This window comes from Pyxidicoccus sp. M6, assembly GCF_055568925.1.
The window spans coordinates 13,192,551-13,215,602 of record NZ_CM145714.1; the positions used below are offsets into that span (position 1 = coordinate 13,192,551).

At 70.1% G+C, this 23,052-nt stretch carries 23 protein-coding genes; 8 read left to right on the forward strand and 15 right to left on the reverse strand.

The genetic code is table 11. From position 1 onward, the window contains the following. Positions 1–138 precede the first annotated feature (138 nt). The 15 genes from ACVTJA_RS52215 to ACVTJA_RS52285 form a co-directional block, all read right to left on the reverse strand. Positions 139–726 carry a P-loop NTPase family protein gene (locus tag ACVTJA_RS52215; protein WP_465832398.1) on the reverse strand — a complete coding sequence of 196 codons (588 nt, stop codon included), beginning with the start codon at positions 724–726 and terminating at the stop codon, positions 139–141. Between the two features lie 169 nt (positions 727–895). Further along, positions 896–2,260 (reverse strand): universal stress protein, encoded by a 1,365-nt coding sequence (locus tag ACVTJA_RS52220; protein WP_465832400.1) that lies wholly within the window; start codon positions 2,258–2,260, stop codon positions 896–898. Between the two features lie 180 nt (positions 2,261–2,440). Then, on the reverse strand, positions 2,441–2,854 hold the full coding sequence (locus ACVTJA_RS52225; RefSeq protein WP_465832402.1) for a type II secretion system protein GspG: 414 nt from the start codon (positions 2,852–2,854) through the stop codon (positions 2,441–2,443). 65 nt (positions 2,855–2,919) lie between these two features. Beyond that, positions 2,920–4,380: an adenylate/guanylate cyclase domain-containing protein gene (locus tag ACVTJA_RS52230; protein ID WP_465832404.1), complete on the reverse strand. Its 1,461-nt coding sequence runs from the start codon at positions 4,378–4,380 to the stop codon at positions 2,920–2,922. Positions 4,381–4,441: 61 nt separating this feature from the next. Beyond that, positions 4,442–5,458 (reverse strand): OmpA family protein, encoded by a 1,017-nt coding sequence (locus ACVTJA_RS52235; RefSeq protein ID WP_465832406.1) that lies wholly within the window; start codon positions 5,456–5,458, stop codon positions 4,442–4,444. 52 nt (positions 5,459–5,510) lie between these two features. Further along, positions 5,511–8,573: a sensor histidine kinase gene (locus tag ACVTJA_RS52240; RefSeq protein WP_465832408.1), complete on the reverse strand. Its 3,063-nt coding sequence runs from the start codon at positions 8,571–8,573 to the stop codon at positions 5,511–5,513. A gap of 132 nt (positions 8,574–8,705) precedes the next feature. After that, positions 8,706–9,830, reverse strand: coding sequence for a hypothetical protein (locus ACVTJA_RS52245; RefSeq protein WP_465832410.1), 1,125 nt, complete (start codon positions 9,828–9,830; stop codon positions 8,706–8,708). Positions 9,831–9,850: 20 nt separating this feature from the next. Further along, positions 9,851–10,405 carry a Uma2 family endonuclease gene (locus tag ACVTJA_RS52250; RefSeq protein ID WP_465832412.1) on the reverse strand — a complete coding sequence of 185 codons (555 nt, stop codon included), beginning with the start codon at positions 10,403–10,405 and terminating at the stop codon, positions 9,851–9,853. A gap of 130 nt (positions 10,406–10,535) precedes the next feature. Continuing rightward, positions 10,536–10,712 carry a hypothetical protein gene (locus tag ACVTJA_RS52255; RefSeq protein WP_465832414.1) on the reverse strand — a complete coding sequence of 59 codons (177 nt, stop codon included), beginning with the start codon at positions 10,710–10,712 and terminating at the stop codon, positions 10,536–10,538. A 101-nt stretch (positions 10,713–10,813) separates the two neighbouring features. Further along, positions 10,814–11,503: an RNA ligase family protein gene (locus ACVTJA_RS52260; RefSeq protein WP_465832416.1), complete on the reverse strand. Its 690-nt coding sequence runs from the start codon at positions 11,501–11,503 to the stop codon at positions 10,814–10,816. Then, a complete protein-coding gene (locus tag ACVTJA_RS52265) occupies positions 11,503–12,027 on the reverse strand; it encodes a hypothetical protein (RefSeq protein ID WP_465832418.1) in 525 nt (174 codons plus the stop codon). The genes ACVTJA_RS52260 and ACVTJA_RS52265 overlap by 1 nt, the downstream gene beginning before the upstream one ends. Continuing rightward, positions 12,024–13,409 (reverse strand): AAA family ATPase, encoded by a 1,386-nt coding sequence (locus tag ACVTJA_RS52270; protein ID WP_465832420.1) that lies wholly within the window; start codon positions 13,407–13,409, stop codon positions 12,024–12,026. Before ACVTJA_RS52270 ends, ACVTJA_RS52265 begins: the two co-directional genes overlap by 4 nt. A 34-nt stretch (positions 13,410–13,443) precedes the next feature. Further along, positions 13,444–14,322 (reverse strand): tryptophan 2,3-dioxygenase, encoded by an 879-nt coding sequence (locus tag ACVTJA_RS52275; protein ID WP_465832421.1) that lies wholly within the window; start codon positions 14,320–14,322, stop codon positions 13,444–13,446. A gap of 139 nt (positions 14,323–14,461) precedes the next feature. After that, complete coding sequence (locus ACVTJA_RS52280) at positions 14,462–14,986, reverse strand: cell wall protein (protein ID WP_465832423.1); 525 nt, start codon at positions 14,984–14,986, stop codon at positions 14,462–14,464. A 192-nt stretch (positions 14,987–15,178) separates the two neighbouring features. Beyond that, positions 15,179–15,676 carry a hemerythrin domain-containing protein gene (locus tag ACVTJA_RS52285; RefSeq protein ID WP_465832425.1) on the reverse strand — a complete coding sequence of 166 codons (498 nt, stop codon included), beginning with the start codon at positions 15,674–15,676 and terminating at the stop codon, positions 15,179–15,181. Positions 15,677–15,878: 202 nt separating this feature from the next. Here ACVTJA_RS52285 and ACVTJA_RS52290 point away from each other — a divergent pair, with 202 nt between their 5' ends. From ACVTJA_RS52290 to ACVTJA_RS52325, 8 genes are all read left to right on the forward strand, one after another. Next, entirely contained in the window at positions 15,879–16,601 is a 723-nt protein-coding gene (locus ACVTJA_RS52290; protein ID WP_465832427.1) for a lysophospholipid acyltransferase family protein, read from the forward strand. After that, complete coding sequence (locus ACVTJA_RS52295; protein WP_465832429.1) at positions 16,594–17,481, forward strand: alpha/beta fold hydrolase; 888 nt, start codon at positions 16,594–16,596, stop codon at positions 17,479–17,481. Before ACVTJA_RS52290 ends, ACVTJA_RS52295 begins: the two co-directional genes overlap by 8 nt. 20 nt (positions 17,482–17,501) lie before the next feature. Continuing rightward, on the forward strand, positions 17,502–18,437 hold the full coding sequence (locus ACVTJA_RS52300) for a proline dehydrogenase family protein (protein ID WP_465832430.1): 936 nt from the start codon (positions 17,502–17,504) through the stop codon (positions 18,435–18,437). Between the two features lie 36 nt (positions 18,438–18,473). Then, the gene (locus ACVTJA_RS52305; protein WP_465832432.1) at positions 18,474–19,133 is read left to right on the forward strand and encodes a TlpA family protein disulfide reductase; all 660 of its coding nucleotides are present in this window, start codon (positions 18,474–18,476) and stop codon (positions 19,131–19,133) included. A 113-nt stretch (positions 19,134–19,246) separates the two neighbouring features. Next, positions 19,247–20,137, forward strand: coding sequence for a hypothetical protein (locus ACVTJA_RS52310; protein ID WP_465832434.1), 891 nt, complete (start codon positions 19,247–19,249; stop codon positions 20,135–20,137). Positions 20,138–20,335: 198 nt separating this feature from the next. Further along, positions 20,336–21,004: an O-methyltransferase gene (locus ACVTJA_RS52315; RefSeq protein WP_465832435.1), complete on the forward strand. Its 669-nt coding sequence runs from the start codon at positions 20,336–20,338 to the stop codon at positions 21,002–21,004. Between the two features lie 136 nt (positions 21,005–21,140). Further along, a complete protein-coding gene (locus ACVTJA_RS52320; protein ID WP_465832437.1) occupies positions 21,141–21,587 on the forward strand; it encodes a hypothetical protein in 447 nt (148 codons plus the stop codon). Positions 21,588–22,096: 509 nt separating this feature from the next. Beyond that, the gene (locus tag ACVTJA_RS52325) at positions 22,097–22,981 is read left to right on the forward strand and encodes a hypothetical protein (RefSeq protein ID WP_465832438.1); all 885 of its coding nucleotides are present in this window, start codon (positions 22,097–22,099) and stop codon (positions 22,979–22,981) included. The last annotated feature ends 71 nt before the right edge of the window (positions 22,982–23,052 follow it).

The window sequence follows — 23,052 nt, forward strand, 5'->3', positions numbered from 1 at the left end:
GGGTGGCGGGCCCCCCCGGAGAGCCGCGAAGTGCACCCCCCGCGTGCGTGCCCCGTCGTGACGGGGCACGCATCACCAGGCATGACGCCGCACGCCTCATGGGCCGGCGCCCCGCCGATGAAACCTGAAACGCCGTCTTCAGCGGGCCGCGTTGCGCGTCGTCGTCGCCGCCTTGCGCGTCACGGGCATCACCTTCCGCTTGGGCGCGGTGCGAGTCACCGTCCCGGGACGGCGCGCGTCGGCGGCGGCGCGGGCCTTCTCCTCGGCGGCCTTCGCCGCGGCCAGCTTCGCCGCGAGCTGCTCCGCCTGCCGCGCCCAGCGCTGCCGCAGCAACTCACGCAGGCCGTCCTTCTGCAGGTCGACCTGCGCCTGATGCAGCCGGTAGTGCAGGTCCTCGCGCAGCGTGCCACGCGCCAGCGCCGAGTCCGCCGCACCGGACAGGCCCACCACAACCTTGGGCCGCTCCTCCTGCATCTGCAGGCAGCGCAGCAGCGCGAACTGCGCGTCGCGGCCCAGCTTGGCCACGTCGGGGATGAACACCACGCCGTTGGGCTGACGGAGCGCACCCGCCAGGTCCGCCGGCTGCCTCACTTCCACCAACTCCACTTCGAAGTTGCGGGCCGCCTCCTGGGCCCAGGAGCGACGCTCCTCTTCCGTACCTCCGTGGATGAGCAACGAGGTGCGATTGCAGACGAGCTCTTCTTCACGATAACCGCGCGGTGTCACCGGATGACCCCCTGCTGTCTGGAAAATCGTGGCTGCGGGAGTCTAACGCCCCATCAGGTCCTCCGTTCAACGGGTGACGCCCCCTTTCCAGGTCGGTCGCCTCCACTCCCACCTGAAATTCCTTTCATGTGAGCCGGATGTTTCACGAGGAATTGACGGGTATGTGACATCAGGCGGTGGGCACCACCATGACGGGCCGCCGGCAGCGGGCCACCAGCTCGCGAGCCACCGCGCCCTTGAGCGCATCCGGCTCCCGCGAGGGCTCCGGCGAGGTGCCCACGCACACGAGGTCCACGCCCTCGCGCTCCGTGGCCTGGCAGATGGCCAGCGTCACGTCGTCCCCGGAGACGCCCTCCACACTCCAGTGCAGCGCCTGCGCCCCCGCGTCGCGCGGCACCAGTCCCCACAGCCGCTGGAGCACATGGTCCTTCTCGCGCGGCGGCTCGGGCAGCACGCCGTAGTGGTCATGGAAGGTCGCCACCTCTCCCGAGCGCCGCCGGTGCACGTGCAGGAGGTGCACGCGGCCTCCGGGGCCCACCAGCGTGCGCGCCTGGGAGATGGCCCGCGAGCTGGCCTCCGAGAAGTCCACCGGCACCAGCACGCTGCGCGGTGCCAGGGCCGGACGCGGCTCCCGCAGCGAGGGCGGCACGCACACCACGGACTGCTCCGCGTGCCGCAGCACGCCCGCGGACACCGAGCCGTGCCACAGCCGCCCCAGCCCGCCGCGCGCGTGCGTGCCCACCACGACGACGTCCACCCCGCGCGCATGCGCCACGTGCAGCAGGTGGTCCGCCGGCCGCCCGAAGCCCGGCTCCAGCACCACCTCCACGCGACCCTCTCCGTCGAGCATCCCCAACCGCTCGTGCACATCCCGGTGCAGCACCCGCTCCACGGCCGGGTCCAGCGCCTCCATGCTCCGCACCGTCGGGTCCAGCACCTCCACGTGCACGGGCGTGTGGATGCCCAGCCGCTCGCGCTCCTCCAGCGGCGAGCACACGTAGGTGGCCAGCACGTCGCACGGGCCCACCCGGCGCAGCTCGCGCAGGTACGTCACCGCCGCGTCGGAGGTGGGCGAGCTCGGGTCCACGCCCACCATCACCAGCAGCCGCCTGCGCCCGCGCAGCCAGTCCACCAGGGCCGCCTCGCGCCGCACCGCCAGCACCGGGGCGCAGGCGAAGCGAGACAGCCGCTCGGGCATGGAGGCGCGCCGCCACGCGGGACTGCGCCAGCCGCGAGCCGCCACCACCACCTGGCGCGCGTGCTGGCACTCCTCGTCGCTGAGGACTTCGTCCGTCGAGGCGCTGGAGCGCAGCACCGGCCGCACCACACCGGCCACGGGCCTCAAGCGGGCGCACTCGGCCTCCAGCAGCTTGGGGCCGCGCTCTATCGGCTCCAGCCCCGCGGAGCCGGGAAGCTCACCATCCAGGACGCCCAGCAGGACCAGGGGCTCGCCCAGCCTGGCCGCCAGCATCGCCGCCACGTCCGCCGCCTCGGTCGATTCGGGGGAGAGGTTCGTCGCACAAACGATGGCCATGGCCGCCCTCCTATTCGGGTGCTAGCGGCACCTCATGAGGGAACAGATGGGCACGACGCCGCCGGGCGGCGGGCCCCTCCTTCACGCTGGCTTGCTCCAGGGCCCGGCTCTCGTCACGGGCGTGCCACGACGTGCGGCCTGCGCTCGCCCGCTCCCCTGCTCATGGAGAGCGGCCGGGCGTCACTTCGCGCGCGGCGCCTGGTGACCGTCGGTGTTGGTGTGGTCCTGCTCCTCGCCCTTGCCGCCCCGCAGGTCGTCCTTGCCGAGCGTGATGAGAATCACCCGCTCGCCATTGCTGGTGTAGCGGTAGGGGTGGCCCCACGGGTCCACCGGGAGGGACGGCAGGTACTTCGGTACCAGCAGCTCCTGGAGGTCCGCCTCCTCCGGCAGCGCATGCCCGTCCGCGCGGTAGCGCTGCAGCGCGTCCTCCAGCACCGCGAAGTCCTGGTGGATGCGGTCCGAGTACACGGCCTTCGAGCGGCTCAGCGCCGCGCCCAGCACCGTGCCCACCATCGCGAGCGCGAACACCAGCGCCACCCAGAGGATGGGCGAGCGGCGCGAGGGGGGAGGCACGGCGTCTGCGGTGGTGCTCATGGGGCCCTCCCTATCACTGCTTCCGCCTTCGGGGTGGGGACTTCGAGGGGCCCGCCAGTGTCAGCCTAGAGAGCGCGGTACAGCGGAACGGGCTGTTGCTTGCCCTTCAGCCGGACGGGGGGCAGGTCCTCGAAGGCGGTGTCGTTGGCGTTGACGAGCTCGCGGGCGCGCTCCCCGACGAGGATTTCGCCCGGGCCCGCCAGCGCGCACAGCCGCGCGGCCACATTCACCGCGTCGCCGATGCACGTGTACTCCGCGCGCACCGTGCTGCCGATATTGCCCGCGACGACGACGCCCGAGTTGATGCCGATGCCCAGCTCCAGCACCAGCGGCTGGCCCTCGCGGCCGTTGGCGGACCACTCGGCTTCCGCCTCGATGCGCAGGTCCGCCATGGCATCCATCATCATCTTCGAGCACTGGAGCGCGCGCAGCGCATCGTCCGCGCGGGCCACCGGCGCGCCGAAGACGGCCATCAGCCCGTCGCCGAGGAACTTGTCCAGCGTGCCGCCGCACGTGAAGACGGCGTCCGAGAGCCGCCCGAGCACCTGGTTGAGCACACCCACCACCTGCTCTGGCGGCAGGCTCTCCGCCAGCCCGGTGAAGTTGCGGATGTCCGCGAAGAGCAGCGTGACTTCGCGCTTCTCGCCGGTGAGCACCACCGCGTCCGCGCTCTTGAGGATTTCGTCCACCACCGCGTCGGACGTGTAGCGCGCGAACAGCTTGCGCATGCGCTCCGTCTCGCCGGTGCGGCGCACCACGCTCTCGATGCGCGCGGCCAGTTCATCCATGGACGCGGACTTGTTGACGTAGTCGTCCGCGCCCGCGCGCAGGCCGCGCACGCGCTCGGCCTCGCGGTCGTTCGCGGTGAGGATGATGACCGGCACGCCGCGGCTGGGGCCCTCCTTCAGCCGCCGGCACAGCTCCACGCCGTCCAGGCCGGGCATCTCCAAGTCACTGAGGACGATGGCGGGCTGGAGGCGGCTCATGCCCTCCAGCGCCTCGAACGGGTCCTGGAAGCAGAGCACCTCGTAGTTCAGCGCGACGAGCCCCTCCTGCACGAAGGCACAGGCCAGCGGGCTGTCGTCCACCACCACCACACGGCGGCGGCCGTCGATGAAGGGACGCGGCGCCTCCTGCCGCCCGGCGATGCGGTTCTGCAGGCCGAGCGCTTCGTAGATTTGCTTGTACGTGCAGTGGCCCAGCTCGACGAGGATTTCGCCCAGCTTGCGGCCGTCGCGGCGCTGACGGGCGAGCGCCTCGTCGAGCTGCGCGAGCGTCACGTACTTGAGCCCCACGAGCAGCTCGCCCAGAGCGGGCTGGAGGGGGCTCTTGTCCTGGTGGAGCCCGAGCGCCTCGCCCAGCGCGTCCTGAATCTGCTCGCGCGTGACGTAGCCGAGGGAGATGAGGGCCTCGCCCACGCGCTGGCCGGTGAGGGCCTGCAGGGCGAGTGCCTCCTGCACCTGGCTGGGGGTGACGATGCCCAGCTTGAGCAGCAGGTCACCGAACAGGGGGCTCGAAGCACTCATGGGGGCACATGCTACACCGCGCGGGGGGCGCGGAGGATGGGGTATGCGTTGACACGGACGGTCAGCGGCCGGGGTTCTTCACGCGGGGCGCGGGGAGGATCAGCTCCACGCGGCGGTTGGTCTCCCGGCCCATGGACGTCTCGTTCGACGCGATGGGCCGGTCGAGGCCATATCCGCGTGCCTCCAGGCGCTCCGGGGGAATGCCCTGCTGGACGAGGTAGTCGCGCACCGCCTCCGCGCGGGCCAGGGAGATGGCGCGGCTGGTCTCCGGGTCGCCCCGGTTGTCGGTGTGGCCCTCCACGGTGACGGGCGTGAGCTCCGGGTGCGCGAGGAGGACGCGGACCACGTTGTCCAACAGCGGGAGCGTGGACGGCAGGAGCTTCGCCGTGTTGGCCTCGAAGCGGATGCGCTCGAGCGGCTCCAGCCGGTCGTGGCGGATGGCGACGAGCTGCTTCTGCTTCGGGGAGCAGCCCTGGTTGTCCGCGGCGCCCCGCTCGCGGGGGCAGTTGTCGCGCTGGTCCGGCACGGAGTCATCGTCCGAGTCGCGCTCGGGGCAGCCGCGCAGCGTGGGGAGGCCTTCCTCGTCCGGGCAGGCGTCATCGACATCGGGGACGCCGTCGTTGTCCGCGTCCTTCTCCGGGCAGCCGTCGCGGGAGGCGGGGCCGGCCTCCTCGGGGCACTTGTCCACCGCGCCTTCGAGGCCGTCCCGGTCCACGTCCTCCACGGGGCAGCCCTGGCGCTCCAGCACGCCGTGGACGCGGGGACACACGTCCTTCGCGTCCTCGACGCCGTCTCCGTCCCCGTCGCGCACGGGGCAGCCCTCGCGCGACGCGGGGCCGGCGAGGCGCACGCACTTGTCCACGGAGTCGTCCACGCCATCGCCATCCGTGTCCTTCGGCGGGCAGCCGCGCGTCGCGGAGGTGCCTCGCGCATTCGGACAGGCGTCGTCCGCGTTGAGGATTCCGTCGCGGTCATCGTCGGCCGTGGGCTGCTGCGCCTCGGGAGTGTGACTGCAACCGGAGGCGAGCGCTCCCAGCACGAGGGTGAGCAGGGCGGAACGGAGGCATGCGTGCGTCATGTCCCGGCACCAGAGCGCAGGGGACGCGACCTGTCCAGGAGGCGCGGAGCGGTTACGTGTCCAACGGCAGCTCCACGGTGAAGGTGGAGCCCTCTCCCGGCCTGCTCTCCAGGCGGATGCAGCCTCCGTGGGCCTCGACGATGCGGCGGGTAATCCACAGGCCAAGCCCCAGCCCCTTGAAGTGCTGCACCGAGGCGGAGCGCTCGAAGCGCTCGAAGATGCGCTCCTGCTCCTCGGGCGCGACGCCGATGCCCTGGTCGCGCACGGCGAGCCGGGCCACGGCCCCCTGGATGTCCACCATCACCTGCACCGGGCGGCCCGCGCCGTACTTCGCCGCGTTGGACAGGAGGTTCACGAGTACCTGTTCCAGACGCAGCCGGTCCCACTGCCCCGTCACCGGCCCGTCCGAGGACAGCCGCACCTCGCTGCCGGCGCGAACCAACTCCTCGGACATGCGCGCCGTCACCTCGCGAGTGAGGGCCGCGAGGTCCACCTCCTCACGCTGGAGGCTCAAGCGGCCGGCGCTGATGCGCGACACGTCGAGCAGGTCGTCGATGAGGAGGCCGAGCCGCTGGCTCGCACGCGCCGCCTTCTCCGCGCGCTCCGCGAGGCCGCTCTCGGCCATGGCCTCCTTCGCCATGCGCGCGAGCAGGTGAATCTGGAGCTGGAGCGCATTGAGCGGAGACTTCAGCTCATGGCCCGCGACGGACAGCAGCTCGTCACGAGCCTTCACCGCCTGCGTGGCCGCGCCGTAGAGCCGAGCGTCCTCGATGGCGAGCGCCGCCCGCGCGGCCAGGCTCTCCAGCAGCGCGCGCTCCTCCACGGTGTACTCGCGACCCTGCGCCTCGCGCATGACCCCGAGCGTGCCGAGCACACGGCCCCGCGCGCCGAGGGGAACGATGATGACGCTCTGCGCGCCATAGCGCTCCAGGAAGGACACGCCCTCGGGAAGCCGCTCGCCGTGGAGCTCCTCCGCATTCAAGCGCGGAACGAAGAGCGTCTGCCCGCTGGCCGCGACGCGCCCCGACAGCCCCTCACCGAGCCGCGCGGGGTGGCGATGCAGCGAGGCCTCCAGCACCGAGCGGGCCTCCGGGTCCGGATGGTGCACGGAGACCACGTCCAGGTGCTCCTTGTCCGCCGCGAGCAACTGGAGCACGCACGCGTCACCGATGGCCTCGGACACCTTGCGGGTCAGCACATCGAGCACGCTGGTCAAGTCGAGCCCGGCCTCCGCGATGAGCTGACTGACCTGCACCAGCACATGGAGGCGCGCGGCACTGCGGCGGCTCTCCTCCTCCGCCGCGCGGGCCTTGCGAAGCAGGCGCGCGTTGTCGATGGCCAGGGCCGCACGGCCCGCCAGCTCCTCCGCGAGCGCGAGGTCCGCCTCGTTGAAAGGCGCGCGGGACTCACCGCGCATGAAGGTGAGCGCCCCGAGCGTGCGCTGGCGCGCCACCAGCGGCGTCACGATGAGCGAGCCGACTTCCTGCTGAGGTGAGGACTCCACCTGCTCCGGGACCTGCGCCGGCACACGCGAGCCCGCCGCATGGAGCGACACCGCGCGAGCATCCGCGACCTGCACCGCCGGACGCCCTCCGCCGGAAGCCTGCGCCGCGCCCTCCCGCCGCGCATTCTCCGCGCGCATCACCAGCACCTTCGCCAGGGCAGGCACCGCCTCCCCCGTCACCACGCCCCCACCCGCCGCCGCGCGCGCCTTCCCCGCCGAGCGCGTCACCATGCGCGAGCGCCCCGTGGCCAGCACCTCCGCCAGCAGCGAGGCATGCCACGGCTCCCCGTGCTCCGTCGAAATGTCCACGCCCTCCGGAGCCCTCATCGGGTCCACGGGCAGCACCGCGAGGCGGCGCACCACGCCCTCCTCGTACGAATCCACCGTGCAACCATCCGCGAAGCTGCCCAGCGCCAGCCGGGCCACGCCCGCCACCGTCTCCTCCCACTCCAGCGAGCCCGCCACCAACGCGCTCGCATCCGCGAGCAGCTTCAGCCGCTGCCCCGCCGCCTCCGCCTGGAGCCGCGCCGTGCGCTCCCGCTCATACAGCCGCGAGCGCTCCAGCGCCTGCCCGCACTGCCGCGCCAGCCCGGCAATCGACGTCCGCTCCAGCGCGGAGAACTGCTTCGCCTCCGCGAACCCGAAGCCCAGCGTCCCGAAGACGCGCCCCTCCACGTACAGGGGCAGCATCACCAGCGAGCGCATCCGCCCCGGAGCCACCAGCGAGGCCAGCCGCGGGTAGCGCGTCCGCACCTCCTCCGGACTCTCCAGCCACACCGGCGCTCCCATCCGCACCGCGTCGTAGCCCGGCAGGTCCTTCCCGCCCCTCGGCAGCACGCGCATGGGCGCCAGCAACTCCTCCGGCACGCCCACCGACGCCGTCAGCTCCACCGCATTCCCGCCCGAGTCGATGAGGTGCACCATGCCGCCCACCGCACCCACCGCCGGCAGGCCCAGCTCCAGCACCACGCGCGCCACCTCGTCGCGAGTCAGCGCCCGGCCGAACGCCTCCGTCACCGCCTGGAAGCGGCTGAGGCGCAGCACCTCCATCTCCTCCACCTCCGCGCGCGCTTGCAGCACGGACTGGCGGGTCAGCTCCGCCGTGCGCTCGCGCTCCAGCGCCAGCCCCGCCAGCCGCGCGTAGAGGCCGAAGCGCTTCACGTCCTCCTCCACCAGCCGCCGCGGCTCGCGGAAGAGCACCGCCAGCACGCCCGCCGCCCCGCGCCCCGACGAGAAGAAGATGGGCAGGGACAGCAGCGAGGCCGCGCCCAGGTGCCGCCGTGCCTCGGGCTCGTCCGCCAGCAGCGCGTCCGTCTCCAGATTCTCGGCGATGTAGGGCGAGGGTGAATCGGAAGGCCCGGGCGCGTGAGCCAGCAGCCGCTGCGCGCAGATGGCCGACGCGTCCTCCGCCACGCCCGGCGTGACGAGCGTACGCAGCCGCCCTCCATCGCCCCACCAGCAGATGAAGGCGCCGGGCGCACCCAGCGTCGCCGCGGCCTGCCGCAGCACCTCCTCCAGCACCGCCACCACCGGCGGCGCGGACGCAAGCCGCTCCAGGGCCCGCGACATGCGGTCCACTGCGGCCACCAGGCTGCTCTCGGGCACATTCATGCCCCACTCCCCCCGGCACGAGCACACCGCCCCGTGACTCATGCTCAGTCTCCCACGTCCGGGGAATCCGCGAAACCCACCAGGCCCTGTCCGAGGGTGCAGGGTGCGAGGGTACAGGGTGTGTCTTCGACCTCAGTGCTCGAAGACCCGGAAGATGGCGAACACGATTTCGAGCGCAATCAGCACGATGACGACGACCTCGAGCGTGTGGGAGCGGTCAATGTCGACATCCCCCTTGAGCAGGCCGTACGTCTGGGCGAGCAGCTCCTGCTTGCGCGTGACGGAGTCCTGCCAGTTGGGGATGCGCATGCGGCGCACGGCGCCCTCGTAGACCTTGGCCAGGTAGAAGTCGCCGATGACCTTCAGGCTGTTCTCCACGCGCTCGATGAACTCGTTGAGGTCCACCAGCGTGGCGAGCGTCTCCCGTGTCAGGTTGCGGTACGGGCTGCGGAAGAGGCGAATCCACTCGTGGCGCTTGGCCTGCACCTCGTCGTGGATGCGAGCGATGTGCTCGTCCAGCCGCTCGTCGTAGTAGCGGAACTCCAGCAGCTGCGCGTTCGCGATTTCGAGCAGGTCCGGGATGTCCCCCGAACCCGACGGCTCGTAGACGAACGCGCTGTTCCAGTCGATGACGACCAGGTCATTCACCGTGTAGCTGAAGCGCGCCTTCGTCACGGACTCGCTCTCGGCGGCGGACAGCGGCACGGTGCCATTCTCTCCCAGGAGCAGACGTGCCAGGTCCATGCGCGCGAGCAGCTCGTCCGCGGTCGGATTGCCACGGATGCTCTCCGCGAAGATGACGGTATAGCTCTCGTTCTGGTCCCACAGGTGCGTGGTCTGGACGGCGGGGGCGATGGTGCGGCGCACGCCCTCGACGAGCTCCAGCGCGAGGTCCTCCAGCGCCTGGCTGTCATAGAGCTCGTCGGCCACGCGCGTGAGGTGCTCCAGCGTGGTGCCGGGGACGACGGGGACGCGGAGGATGATGGACGCGGCGCCGTGGTCGAACAGGCGCGCGGTGGCGTCCACGGTGACGGGCCCGTCGCGCAGGGCCAGGGGCCTGCGGCCCAGCTCATAGGCCAGGGGCGGGTTGGGGAGCTCGATGTACTGGCTGTTCTCGCGCGACAGCTTGAGTCGACGCGCGTCCTCGGTGATGGCCCTGCGCGCACGCTCGAGGTCGATTTCCTCCGCGATGTCGAAGGTGCGGTAGCAGAGGACGTGGGCCTTGTCGAAGAGCAGGGGGACTTCAGCGGCTGCCATGGTGCCCGGCAGCCTAACCGCTAGTCCTCCCAGAGGAGGCGAAGTTCCAACGCCAGCGCGTCGAAGGGTTCGGCACGGACGGTGGCCTCCCCCTTCCAGGTAACGAGCCGCAGGTAGTGCGCCCCTTCGAGCCGGAAGACCTCCAGGGTGCGGAGCCTCGGGTCGATGAGCCATACGTGGCGGACGCCTTCGCGTGCGTAGACCGTCAGCTTCTTGTCGCGGTCCAGCGCGGCGGTGGAGGGGGAGAGCACCTCGCAGACCCAGTCCGGAGCCACCGTGATGCCAACGACGGCCGGAATCCTGGGCACGCGCTCGCGCCGCCAGCCCGTGACGTCCGGAACGAGCACGTCACCGCTCAGGTGCAACTCGGGCTCGAAGCGGAGAATCCAGCCTTCCGGCCCCCCTCTGCGGCTCCGCCCGAACGGTCCATACAACTGGCCGATGAGATTCGTGGCGACCCGAGAGTGCGGGTCCGTGGGCCTTGGGCTCGCATACAACACGCCGCCAATGAGCTCCCCAATCTTGTCGTCGGGGAGTGCCTCCAAATCAGCGTAGGTGGCGGGCTTCCGGGTCATTGACGGGACGGACAACCTGTGAGGTAGGCTCATGCGCGAACCCTCTCACGAGGGTCCGACATGAACAACCGATGTAACAGGAGCGGAGGTCCCGCGGAAACCGGGCCCGCCACTCGGGGACGCAGTCTGTTCAGTCCACCGGCTCGCGTGGCGGGAAGACGACAGGCTTGCCGGGTCCGGGGCTGTCATCCGGCAGGTTGCCGATGTGCCCGGGCGTGGGGATGGGACGGTCTCCCGCCTCGTGCTTGATAGGCGTTTCATCCTGCGGAAGCCGTGGGTCCTTCCTGGGAGTCTCGCGCTCGGCCATGGTTCGCTCCTTTCAAGTCCTTCCAAGTTAGGGAGCACCACGGCCAAGGGCAGACCTCACGGCCCGGACGCAGGGCTGGCGGCCGAGTGGGAGCGAGCCTGTCAGGCGGGCTTCTTCGAGGCCAGGCTGTTGCGCTCCAGCGGCCGGGAAGACCAGTGCTCCTCGATGGCCTGAACGAACTCGGGCCGGACGAGCTTCGCGCGAGCGAGCAGGAAGTCGCCCTCGTCGCGCCGCAGGTACACGCCCTCCATGGGCGTGTGACTCAGGGCCGAGGTGCCGAACAACTTCATCACCTCGTCCAGCGTGAAGTGCCCCTTCGCGACCACGGGCACTCGCGCGAGCCCCAGCGACTCCGTCAGCGCATCCCGCCGCGCGGTGGACCAGAAGCGCCCCTCCCGCTTGTCGTAGACGTCGAAGGCGAGGAACCAGTCGGGCAGTCCGTCGTAGCGGACACTGTGGACGGCGAAGCACCACTCGCCGAAAAGCATCAGGTGCTCGCCCAGGGCATCGACGAGCTGCTGGCGCCGGGCTTCCAGCCACGGCCAGAGCGGCTGGAACTGGGGCGAGGCACGGGTGCCCAGAAACGAGCCACGGTTCTGGGCGCGCAGCTCCCCACCCGGCCCCACGGAGATGCCGAGGTTGGCGCCATCCACCTTCTCCTCGATGAGCACCTCGCCCCCGAGGAACTCTCTCACTTCGGCTGGGGAGAACACCTTGTCATGGCGCACCGGCCCCGAGGAGAGCCAGGCAATGTGCGGGGTGTGCGGGAACTTGAAGAAGTCGTCCGTCATCACTCGCCACCCTTGCGCTCGTGGATTTCGTCAATGTCCTTGGGGCAGAGGAACTGGACCTGTACCCCACAGTCCCGCAGGGCCTTCCGCAGGCCCCACCACTTGCTGTCCGTGGCCTGGAGGACCACGGGACGCTGAGGATGCGCGCAGCTCACCGCGACGAACTTCCGGTCCATCGGGTCGAAGCTGGTGAGTGATTCGTCACGAGGGAACTCCTCGAAGTCGCGCGGGTCTTCCCGGCGCGGTGTCAGCCGAACCTTCGAGCAGCGCTGGGCATTGGCGTGATTCGTCAGCACCCACTTGAGGAAGCGGTCTCCGATTCCCGGTTGGCCCGTTGGGGACAGCTTGTGCTTGTACTCGTTGAGGATGAGCCAGTGCTCGTCCAGCACGAGGTGCCCCGTCGTCATCACCGTCTGGAGCGCCTGGATGCAGGCCAGTACACACGCAGGACTCGGGTCGTCCTTCTTGTTGGCCGTGAGCGGGACGTTGGTGTCGACGACGCAGGGAGGAACAGGTGCCGTCATTCCTTCCCCTGCTCTGTCTTGCGCCGCATCGCGGCCTCGGTCATGGCGACGAGGTCTCCCATCTCATCGCCGAAGAAGTTCTCCGGCCAGTTGGTGATGTTGCCGTCCTCGTCGAGCTTCAGCTCCTCGATGCGCGAGCCCTCCGGACCGGGCGAGCAGAAGTAGAGCGCGGCCTCCTCGGGCTTCAGCCGTCCTTCCGCGATGCGCCGCTGGATGCGCCGCAGGAGGTGCTCGGAGTGGCTTTCGATGAGCAACTGGATGCCGCGAGGCGTTCCACCCTCCTCCGCGTGAATGGCCTCGATGAAGAGGTCTCCCAGCTCGCTCTGCGCGCGCGGGTGGAGATGGAGCTCGGGCTGCTCGAAGATGAGCGTGGAGCCACGTTCCGCATAGAAGCACTGCACCAGCACGGGCAGGACCTGAGAAATGCCAAACCCCACGTCCGCCAGGCCGACCTGCCGGGGGTTGCCCGGCGTCCGCACGAGCAACTCATACTCCTTGCGGTGCTTCGCGACGAGCCGGGCCTCGAACGACTCGAGCAATCCCAGCTTGAGGAGGTAGGTGGCGATGACCTTCATGAAGGGGGTGGGCCACGCCTGCCCGCCGCGCAAGGCAATCGCCCGGTCCTGCGCCGCGAGCAACGCCGCGACCGTCCACTCGCCCTCTTCCCCCACTCCTTGCGGAGCCTCACCGGACCACGAGTAGGAACGCGAAGGCTTCTGACGCAGGGGCCCGAGGTACTCCAGCGCGTTCAACTGCCTTTCGAGGTCGTAGACGAGGTCGCGCAGCCATCCGACGCGCAGGTAGTGCGGGCCGACCTCGTCGGGAAAGCCATAGAAGTGGATGGGCGCGGGCACGAGCACCTTCCCGGAGCCCGTAGGTCCAAGCATCTCGGGCGGCCGTGCCACCACTTCATAACCCTCCCCGTCGGGAGAGCGTGCCATCCCCAGCATCACCTGCTCGCCATTGAGCTCGAAGCCGTATCCGAACTGCTTCACCTCGAGGCTCTCCCGCGCCCCCTTCCCGAGCCCGACGTCCGCGCCAAAAAAGAGGAACGGAGCCGTCGTGTAGCCAAGCCTGAAGAGGTCCTCGTTCCAGCCCAGTCGGTGTTTCCACTTCAATCCGAAGCCGAGCACCGCCGCCGGGTCGTGGTTGAACACCATCTCCGGCCAGACGCCCAGGTCCACGAGCGAGTCCGCGTCGCCAAAGTGAAGCACACGCCGCCTGTCGCGGGACTGGGCCGTCTGCTTCAACATCAACAAGAGCTGGTGGAAGCTCGTCTTCCCGGAGCTGTTCGTCCCGAAGAAGACGGTGAGCGGCGCGAGACGGACGCTCCCAGTGTCCCTCCACGCCTTGAAGTTCTGGATGTTGAGAGCGCTGAGCATCGGGCCTCGTTCTACCCCACTCCCAGCCAGCCTCTCACGGCCCCCGGCTCTTCGCGGACGGCGGCGCCAATTCCGTGCGCACGTCCCAGAGCTCCGGGAAGAAGCGCAGGTCCAACGCCTTGCGCAGGAAGCCCACGCCCGACGAGCCGCCCGTGCCCTGCTTGAAGCCGATGATGCGCATCACCGTCATCATGTGACGGTAGCGCCAGAGCTGGAACCGCTCCTCCGTATCCACCAGCTTCTCGCACATCTCATACGCATCCCAATGCGCGTCGATGTCCTCGTAGATGCGGCGGAACACCTCCATCACCTCGGGGCTCTTCTCGTACGGCTGACGCCAGTCACGCTGCACATGGCTCTGCGGCACCTTGTGCCCCATACGCCCCAGGTGGCGGAGGAACTCGTCATACAGGCCAGGCGACTCCAACAGGCGCTCCAGCTCCGCGTGCACCGCCGGCACGTGCTTGAAGGGCATCAGCGCGTTCGGGTCCTTGTTGCCGAGCAGGAACTCCACCGCGCGGTACTGGTAGCTCTGGAACCCCGAGGCGCTGCCGAGCGTCTCGCGGAACTCCAGGTACTCATTCGGGGTGAGCGTCTCCAGCACGCTCCACTGCTCGAAGAGCATCCGCTGGATGTGCGCCACGCGCGCGAAAATCTTGAACGAGGGCTCCAGCCGGTCCGCCTGCACGTAGCGGATGCACGCGCTCAGCTCGTGGATGAGCAGCTTCATCCACAGCTCACTCGTCTGGTGCTGGATGATGAACAACAGCTCGTCGTGGTGGGGAGGCTGCGAGCGCGTCACCTGTGCAGACAGCAGCCGGTCGAGCTGAAGATAGTCACCGTACGTGGTCCTTCCGGCCAGGTCGGTGATGATTCCAGGCTCCAGGTCTCGTTTGTTCATAAGCCCGGGCATACATGCTTCTGCGAGTCCCCGCGAGCAAGACTCTCTCGCACGGACAACCCCGAACCCTCTCCCTCCTGAAACCACCTGGGAGCACGGTAGACGGGGGCGCGGTCACATTCTGCCCGGGCCGGGGCAGCGTGCCGCTAGGCTAGCCTGCGCTTCCAGCCTGGGCGGCCGCCGCCAGCGCCTTGGACGCAGCGCGTCCACGCGGCAGCTTGATGTCCTCCACGCTGTTGGGCTCGGCGTAGTCCTTCCACGCGGAGGGGCGGCGGTTGGTCTTCTCGAGCATGCGCAGCTTCTGGTAGTGGGCCGCGCAGTAGCCCTTGGTGCGGCTGGGCTTGCCGCAGCCACGGATGGCGCACTCGCGAGCGCCCTCGGCACCCGCCGCCGGCTTGCGGCCGCGGCGCTTGCCACCGGTAGGGGCGGCCACGCTCAGCGCGGCCCGCGCGGGAGGACGGCCAGGGCCACGGCGGCCCGCCTTGGCGGCCGGAGCCTGCGCGCCGAACAGGGGCCCGACGACCTCGGCCAGCGGGGCCAGCCGCTCCGCCACGTTGCGGAGGGCGTCGAGGTCCGCCGTGCCCGCCTCCAGACGCGACACCACGTCGCGAAGGGGCTTGAGCTGCGCGTCAATCTCGTTGCGGATCATGTCCCGAAACGCTTTATCCACGGACATTCGTTGATTCCTCACCTGGGGAAACGAAGGGGGGTTGCTGATGGAAGACGAGGGGTGTCTTGTGATGCAGGCATACCCTTACCTTCCAAATTAGGATTTGTCTAAAGGAAGTGATAAAAGTTGTGACTGAGAAACGAAGTTCGGCCCCTTTGTCGCAGGTCTCGCCTGTTTCCCGGCCCTCGGAAGGCCGGTTCAGCCATCCCAGCGGAGGGCCTCCAGGAGGGGGCCGCGGCCGGGGACATGGAAGGCCTGCGCTCGTGCCAGCAACTCCTCTCGGGTGGCCCACAGCTCGCGCCTGAGGTCATCCTGCTGCTGCGCATCCAGCGCCGTCCTCAGTCTGGGCAACATGGCGCTCTCTTCTTCTTGGAAATGCGCCACCACGAGGTCTTCCAGGGCCAGAAGGCGTGCCTGCCACTCGGGATGGCCGGGGGAGAGCTCCTCCAGTTCGTCCATCAGCTCCCGCATGGTGAGGTGGTCTTCCGCCTCCTCGCGGACCCGGGAGCGCCCATCCACCTGCATGAGCAGGGGATAGAAGCAGCGCTCCTCCAGGCGTGAGTGCAGTCGTAGCAACTCCAACAACTCCGCGACATCAGCGCGCAGCTCCTCGGGCTCGCCCCCCGAGCCCAGCCGCTCGAAGCATTCCTCCAGCTCACGGTGCTGGTCGATGAGGATGTCGAACGGGTTGCCCATATCCCAACGTTCGGCATTGTAGAGGAGGCAGACAACCGGAGCCTGCCTTCAGCCTGCCATTAACCCTGCTCACGACAATGCACACCGCCCTACCAGGTGGGGTGCGGGAGGGTGTCTCGGGAGGCAGGCGCCTGCCCGGCGGGCCGGCCTCCGGAAGTGGAATGGGTGGCGGAGGACGGGGGCGTCGCCATCTTTCTCCCCCGTGGACGCCTCGCTCGCCAGCCTGCGCCAGACCGTGTTCCGCTTCGCCGAGCGTGGCGCGGCGCTGTCCGCCCTGTACCACCGCGCGAAGCTGGTGGGCACCGAGCACCTGCCATTGGACGGGCCGATATTGCTGGTGGGCAACCATGGTGTGTGGGGTTACGAGACGCCGGCCTTCTTCCACCTGCTGCACCGCGCCACCGGCCGTTATCCCCTGGGACTGGCCGAGCGGGGCTTCTTCCGCATCCCCCTGGTGCGCACGGTGCTGCCCTGGCTGGGCGGCGTGGAGGGCACGCGGGAGAACGCGCTGGCTGCGCTGGAGTCCGGCGCGCTGGTGGTCTGCTACCCCGGCGGCGCGCGGGAGACCTTCAAGCGCAGACATGGGCGCTATCGGCTGCGCTGGGAGCGGGCGCTGGGCTTCGTGAAGCTCGCGGCGCACGCGGGCGTGCCGGTGGTGCCCTTCGCGGGCTTCGGTGTGGACGACACCTTCTTCTGGCCTCCGGGCGAGGCGCGGCTGTGCCTGCGGCTGACGGAGGACGACAAGTACCGGATGCCGCTGGTGATGGGGCTGGGCCCGCTGCCCCTGCCCGTGCAGCTCACGTTCGCGGTGGGCGCGCCGCTCGAGCCGCCGCCCCCGGACGCCCCCGAGCACCGCCTGCGCAACTTCAGGGACCGCGTGGCCGCGAGCGTCCGGCGGCTGCTGGTGAGGGCCTGCCATGCTTGATGCCTCGTCGACTCCGCCCCACGCTCCGGTGCCCCACCGCACGCCGCCGCTCGTCCCGGACGTGGAGGACATCCAGTCCGGCTACGAGCACCTGCTCCACGAGGAGCGCATGGTGCGCGGCACGCCGGTGCGCCTGTTCACCTTTCCCGGCAGCAGCCTCGCGGCGACGCGCACCGTGGTGTGCCTGCCGGGCCTCGGCGCCAGTGGACGCTCCTTCGCATCCATGGGGCCGCTGGCGGATGAGCTGCGGCTGCTCCTGTGGACGCCGCCGCTGCGCACGCCGGCCACGCACACGCCGCTCCAGTGGAACCTGGCCGTGATGAACCACGCCGAAGCCGCGCTGCCCGAGCGCTTCGCGCTGGTGGGCTCGTCGTACGGGAGCCTGCTGTCCATCGCCTATACGCTGGCGCATCCGGAGCGGGTGAAGGCGCTGGTGCTGGTGTCGCCGGTGGCCAGCGTGCGCCGCATCCGCCGGCTGGCGCTGACGCTGTCCACGCTGGTGCGCTCACCAAAGCCGCTGGCGTACCTCATGGCGCCCACGGTGGCGCGCGTGCTGGGCGGCCCGCAGCTGCCGCCGGAGGGCCGCGCGGAAATCGTCCGCGAGGCGCGGCGGATTTCCTCCATGGAATTGCTGCGCCGCCTGCGCGACGTGCTGGCCGCGGACCTCCTGCCGCGGCTCCATGAAATCAAGGTGCCCACGCTCATCATCCAGGGCGGGAGGGATTTGCTGGTGCCCACGTACGCCGCGCGGGACGTGGCCCGGCACATCCCCGGCGCGCGCCTGGAGGTCCTCCGCGAGGCCAGCCATCTGCCGTACATGAGCCACGCGCAGGCCTTCAACAACTTCGTCGGAGACTTCCTCCTTCGACACACGAGCTGAACGCCAGACACCTCACCTCCATGACCGCCGCCGCCCACCTGTCCCGCTCCGCGCTGCTCTTCCTGTCCCGGCAGGAGAACCTGAAGGATTTGGCGACGCGCCTGCGCCCCTTCCGTGAAATGGCGTCGCGCTTCATCGCCGGTGAGACGCTTGAAGAAGCGGTGGAGGCGGTGAAGGCCCTCAACGCGAAGGGAATGACGGTGTCCTTCGACCACCTCAACGAGGCGGTGAAGACGCCGGAGGAGACGCGCGACGAGGTGCGCCAGTACCAGCGATTGCTGGCGCGCATCGACCAGACGGATGTGAAGGCCAACGTGTCGCTGAAGCTGACCCAGTGCGGCCTGCTCATCGACAAGGCGCTGGCACTGCGGAACGCGCGCGAGGTGGTGGCGGACGCGACGCGGCGCGACTCGTTCGTGCGCGTCGATATGGAGGAGAGCGCGGTGACGCAGGCCACGCTGGACATCGTGCGCGAGCTGCACGCGGAGTTCGGCGAGCCGCACGTGGGCGCGGTGCTGCAGAGCTACCTGCGGCGCACGGAGGAGGACGCGAAGGCGCTGTGCAGGGAGCGCGTGCGCATCCGGCTGTGCAAGGGCGCGTACCTGGAGGGTCCGGACGTGGCCTTTCCCGACAAGACTGACGTCGACGCCAACTTCGTCCGCTGCATGAAGGTGCTGCTCGACAGCGGCGTGTACCACGGCATCGCCACGCATGATGAGCGGATGATTGACGCCACGCTCGACTATGCGGCGAAGCAGCACCTGCCGCGCGGCGCGTATGAGTTCCAGATGCTCTATGGCATCCGGCGCGACTTGCAGGAGCGGCTGGTGAAGGAGGGACACCCGGTGCGCATCTACGTTCCGTATGGGCGGCACTGGTACCCGTATTTCATGCGCCGGCTGGCCGAGCGTCCGGCCAACCTCTGGTTCGTCATGCGCAACCTCGTGCGGGGGTAGCGCGAGGGCTCGGAGCGGGTATCCTCCGCTCCGCCCATGAGCCTCGTGAAATCCCTCTTCCTCAGCGGCGCGGTGCTGGTGTCCGCCGCCGGGTGCGCCTCGTCGCGCGCCTCGGCCTCGACGGATGCGCCGCATGGACAGCTCAGCTCACTCAGCGTGGCGTCGAGCGCGAACGCGGAGCTGTGCGAGCACCGCGTGCCTCGCGAGACGTGCACCCGGTGCAATCCCCAGCTCGTGGAGAAGTTCAAGGCGGCGAAGGACTGGTGCGGCGAGCACGGCGTGCCCGAGTCCCAGTGCTTCACCTGCCACCCGGACCTGTCCTTCGACCCGCTGCCCGCGCTCGCGGAAGGAGCCGACCTGCGGCGGCTGTCCGAAGCCGGCGAGGACGTGCCGGAGCTGGGTGCCCACGCGGTGAAGGGCAAGGTGACGGTGTTCGACTTCTACGCGGAGTGGTGCGCCCCGTGCCGCCGCGTGGACGCGCACATGTACGGGGTGCTCAACGGGCGCTCGGACGTGGCGTACCGGAAGCTGAATGTCGTGTCGTGGGACACGCCGGTGGCGAAGCGCTACCTCGGCGGCGTGCCCAACCTGCCGTTCCTCATCGTCTACGGGAAGGACGGGCGCGAGGTGGCGCGGGTGACGGGGTTGGATTTGGACGCGCTCGACAAGGCGATTGCCGACGGAGGCTCGCGATGAAGTGGCTCACGGTGGCGGCGGGGCTCCTCGCGCTGGCGGCGCCGGGCCGGGCCGCGGCGTGCGCGGGTTGAAGCAATCCCAACCTCCCGGTCGGGGGGAATGCCCAGACGAGCTTGAAGACGGGACAGACGGCGGTGTCGCTGGCGCTGCTGGCCACCTCGGTGCGCGTGGTGCACGAGTCGTACTGCCCGGACATCGGCCCCATCTGCGCGGAGCGCGATGAGCCGCCGCAGCTCCATGACCAGCGCTTCTCCCTGGGCGAGTTGCGCGCGCGGGTGGAGTACGGGCTCACGGACACGTGGGGGTTGGAGCTCCAGCTCCCGCTGCGGCTGAACGCGACGACGGTGCAGTTCCGGCGTTTGGACGGGACGCCGGTGTCGCTCGACTACGTGAACATCCACCACCGCGACGAGACGCTGTTCGGCCTCGCGGACCCGTGGGTGCGGGCGCGCCATGCGTTCAGCGCGGGGCAGGTGGCGCTGGTGGCTCGGGTGGGCTTCACGGTGCCGCTCGGCGAGACGGTGGAGAATCCCTTCGCCCTGGGCGAGGACGGGCTGGAGCACCAGCACGTGCAGTTCGGCACGGGGACGGTGCAGCCGCTGCTGGCACTGGAGGCGGAGCGACGCTGGGACAGCGGGTGGAGCGCTCGGGCGTGGGGGCAGGCGCAGCTCTCGCTGCTGGAGAACTCGCATGGCTACCGGAGCGGGCATCGGTTCGCGGTGGGCGTGTCGGGTGAAATGCCGGTGGTGGGAGACCTGCGGCTGAGCGCGGGCGCGGACATGGCCAACGAGCAGCCGGAGCGGTGGGACGGGCGCGTGCAGCAGGACGGCAACCTGGGCCGCACGGACGTGCTCGTGGGCGGTGGGCTCTCGTACCCCGTGGGCCGCGTGCAGTTGTCCCTGACGCTGCGCGTCCCGGTCTACCAGCACATCATCGGCCACCATGGGCAGCTCACGTATCCGGGGCTGCTGGGTCTCACGGCGGAGACGGTGTTCGGGCCGTAACGCTCCCGTGCCGTGTTGGCGGGCATCAGGTCCGCTTCCGAGCCGCGAGGCTCCGCGCGCTCGGCGCATGGCACGCCCCCGTGCCGTGTTGGCGGGCATCAGGTCCGCTTCGGAGGCGAGGTGCTTTCCACTGCCGGGAGCACCGAGGCCGTTACTGTTGCACCCGCGTGCGCCGCGCCGGCGCCCTCGGGAGGAGCCATGTCTCAGCAGCAGTGGACGGCGGTTGACCGCTACATCACCGACCAGCTCGTGCCGCATGACGCGGTGCTGGAGGAGGCGCTCCGCGCCAGCGACGAGGCGGGGCTTCCTCCCATCCACGTCGCTCCGAACCAGGGCAAGTTCCTGCACCTGCTCGCGCGGATTCACGGCGCTCGCAACGTGCTGGAGGTGGGCACGCTGGGCGGCTACAGCACCCTCTGGCTCGCGAGGGCGCTGCCTGCGGGCGGCCGGCTGGTGACGCTGGAGATGGACCCGAGGCACGCCGAGGTGGCGCGCGCCAACTTCGCCCGCGCGGGCCTGTCCGACGTCATCGACCTGCGCGTCGGCAAGGCCCTGGACACGCTGCCGGTCCTGGCCGCCGAGGGCAGGGGGCCGTTCGACCTCGTCTTCATCGACGCGGACAAGCGCAGCAACCCGGACTACTTCCAGTGGGCGCTGAAGCTCACGCGCAAGGGCAGCCTCATCATCGTCGACAACGTCGTGCGCAATGGCGCGGTGATGGACGCCACGAGCACGGACCCGCACATCCAGGGCGTGCGCAAGCTGTATGAGATGCTCGCCGCTGAGCCGCGCGTCAGCAGCACGGCGGTGCAGACGGTGGGCAGCAAGGGCTACGACGGCTTCGCGGTGGCGCTCGTCACCGGGTGACGTGAAACATCGACGAACCTCGTGGGTTGTATCGCGCCTGCACCGGGCGCCTCGGACTGACGGCCGGGAGCCGGGCCCCCGCCGCGCCGCCTGCCCTCGCTTGAGGTAGGGCCCGGGCACGCCCCATTTTGCGGTCATGCGTGCAACGCTTTCCCAGGCCCTGATTGCTGGCGCCGCGGGCACCGTGGCGCTGCGAGCCTTCGTGGCGCTGCGGAATCGGGTGCTCGGAAAGGCGCCGCCGTATGCCGCGCGACACATCGCAGGGCGGCTCGCGCGCTCCGTGTTGCACCGGGAGCTGTCCGACCTCCAGGCCCGTCGCTGGGGTGATGCCATGCGCGCGGTGTATGGGCCGCTGCTGGGCGTGGCGTGGACATTCTTTCGCAAGGGCGCGTCTGGGAAAGGCGTGCCTCCGGGATTGCTGCTCGGTGTGGGTGTGCTCGGCTTCGAGCTGGTGAGTTTCCCCGTGCTCCGCGCGACGGAGTCCTTCAACACGTGGAGCGCCGCCGAGCATGCGTGGCTCGTGGCCCAGACGGCGGTGTATGGCCTCGTCACCGAGGCCACGCTGGCCGCACTCGTGCGGTGATTCACCCGCGCAATTCGCACGCGCCCGGGCTCGGGGACGTACGGCGTGGACGTGACCAGGAGCTTCCGCGAGCGTCCTGTTCGGAAATGTCGGGGGTTTTGCGGGGGGCGGCCTCAACTGGTGGACGCCCCCGTCGAGCGGCACGGCAGGGCGGCGTGCACCCGCGAGGTGCCGGTGCAGCGGCGAGGCATGAAAGGGCTTCTCTCTCCAGGCGGGTCCGGGGCGCGTCCCGGGCCCGGCTCATACTCCGGGGACACGCGGTGTCGTGAAGTCATCAGCCAGCGGAGGGACGGCACCACGCCTGTCCGGCTCCCGCCCCCGCGAATCCCTATCAACCCCGGCGGCATCCACATACGAGCGTGACGGAATGGACAGTGACCCGGGACCGGCGCCGCTGCATGTCAGTACGTTGCCTGCGTCAACGTCTGTCCACTCACGGAGCCCTGTCAGACCTCTTTGAGATTCTCGGGCTCATGTCACCCGGGCACCTCGCCCGGAGGGGGAGTGACATGTCTCTGCGTCTCCGCGTCCACTGTCTTTCCATCGCGTGCACGGTGCTGATGGCCCTGACTCCGGGCTGCGCCAGCACGCCTCCAGGAACGGGCGGCTCCGGGAACGACGAGGTGGACCTGGTCCACCCTCCCCTCCTCGGCACGAAGGCTGGAAGGGAGGAGGCCGCCCAGGTCGCCGCGCGCGTGTGGAACGTGGCCGCCAACGTGCGCGACGCGGATGCCGTCCTGCGCTTCACCTTCTGGTCCGAGCAGGGCGCGCTCACGCTGCTGAGCTACGTGGCCGAGAACCGGGGCGGGCGGCAGGAGAAGCCGGTGACCGATGCCGCGGGCACGCAGAGCAGGGTGACGTCGGCGCTCGTCGCCGCGATGAAGCACCCGGGCCGCGAGGTGTCGCTGACGCTGCGCCGCGCGGGGTCCTCGTGGCGCGTGGACTCCAGCGACTACGTCCAGACCTTCCGGCCCGTCGGAGCCCGGACGCTGCCCGGCCGCCAGGGTGCCCTGTCGCCGGACCAGGGCGCCGACGACGTGATTGCGTCCGTTCGCGAGCAACTCAAGGCCGTGCCGGTGCCCGCAGATGGAACGGTGAGCGTGGACTTCAACGTGCGCGTGCGCAGGGGACGCATGGTGGGCCTGGAGGTGGCGGACTCGCGCGACATCCGCTCCGGGCGCGGCGACAAGCGCCACGCGGTGTCTCCGGGTGTCGCGGCCGAGATGGCCCACCTCATCCTCCTCTACGCGCCGTGCACCGGGCAGCGGGTCATCCACCTCGGCCTGCGGCTGTCACACCAGGGCAAGGCGGAGATGGCCATCGGCGGCGTGGAGGAGACGCGCGTGGCGCAGGCCCTGCCTCCCGAAGACGGCGAGTTCGCGGACGGCCGCTGACGTCGCGCCCGCCCATGCAGCCATGAACCCGGGCAGCGCGCTCCACCGTGGCGTGCTGCTCGGGACACGCT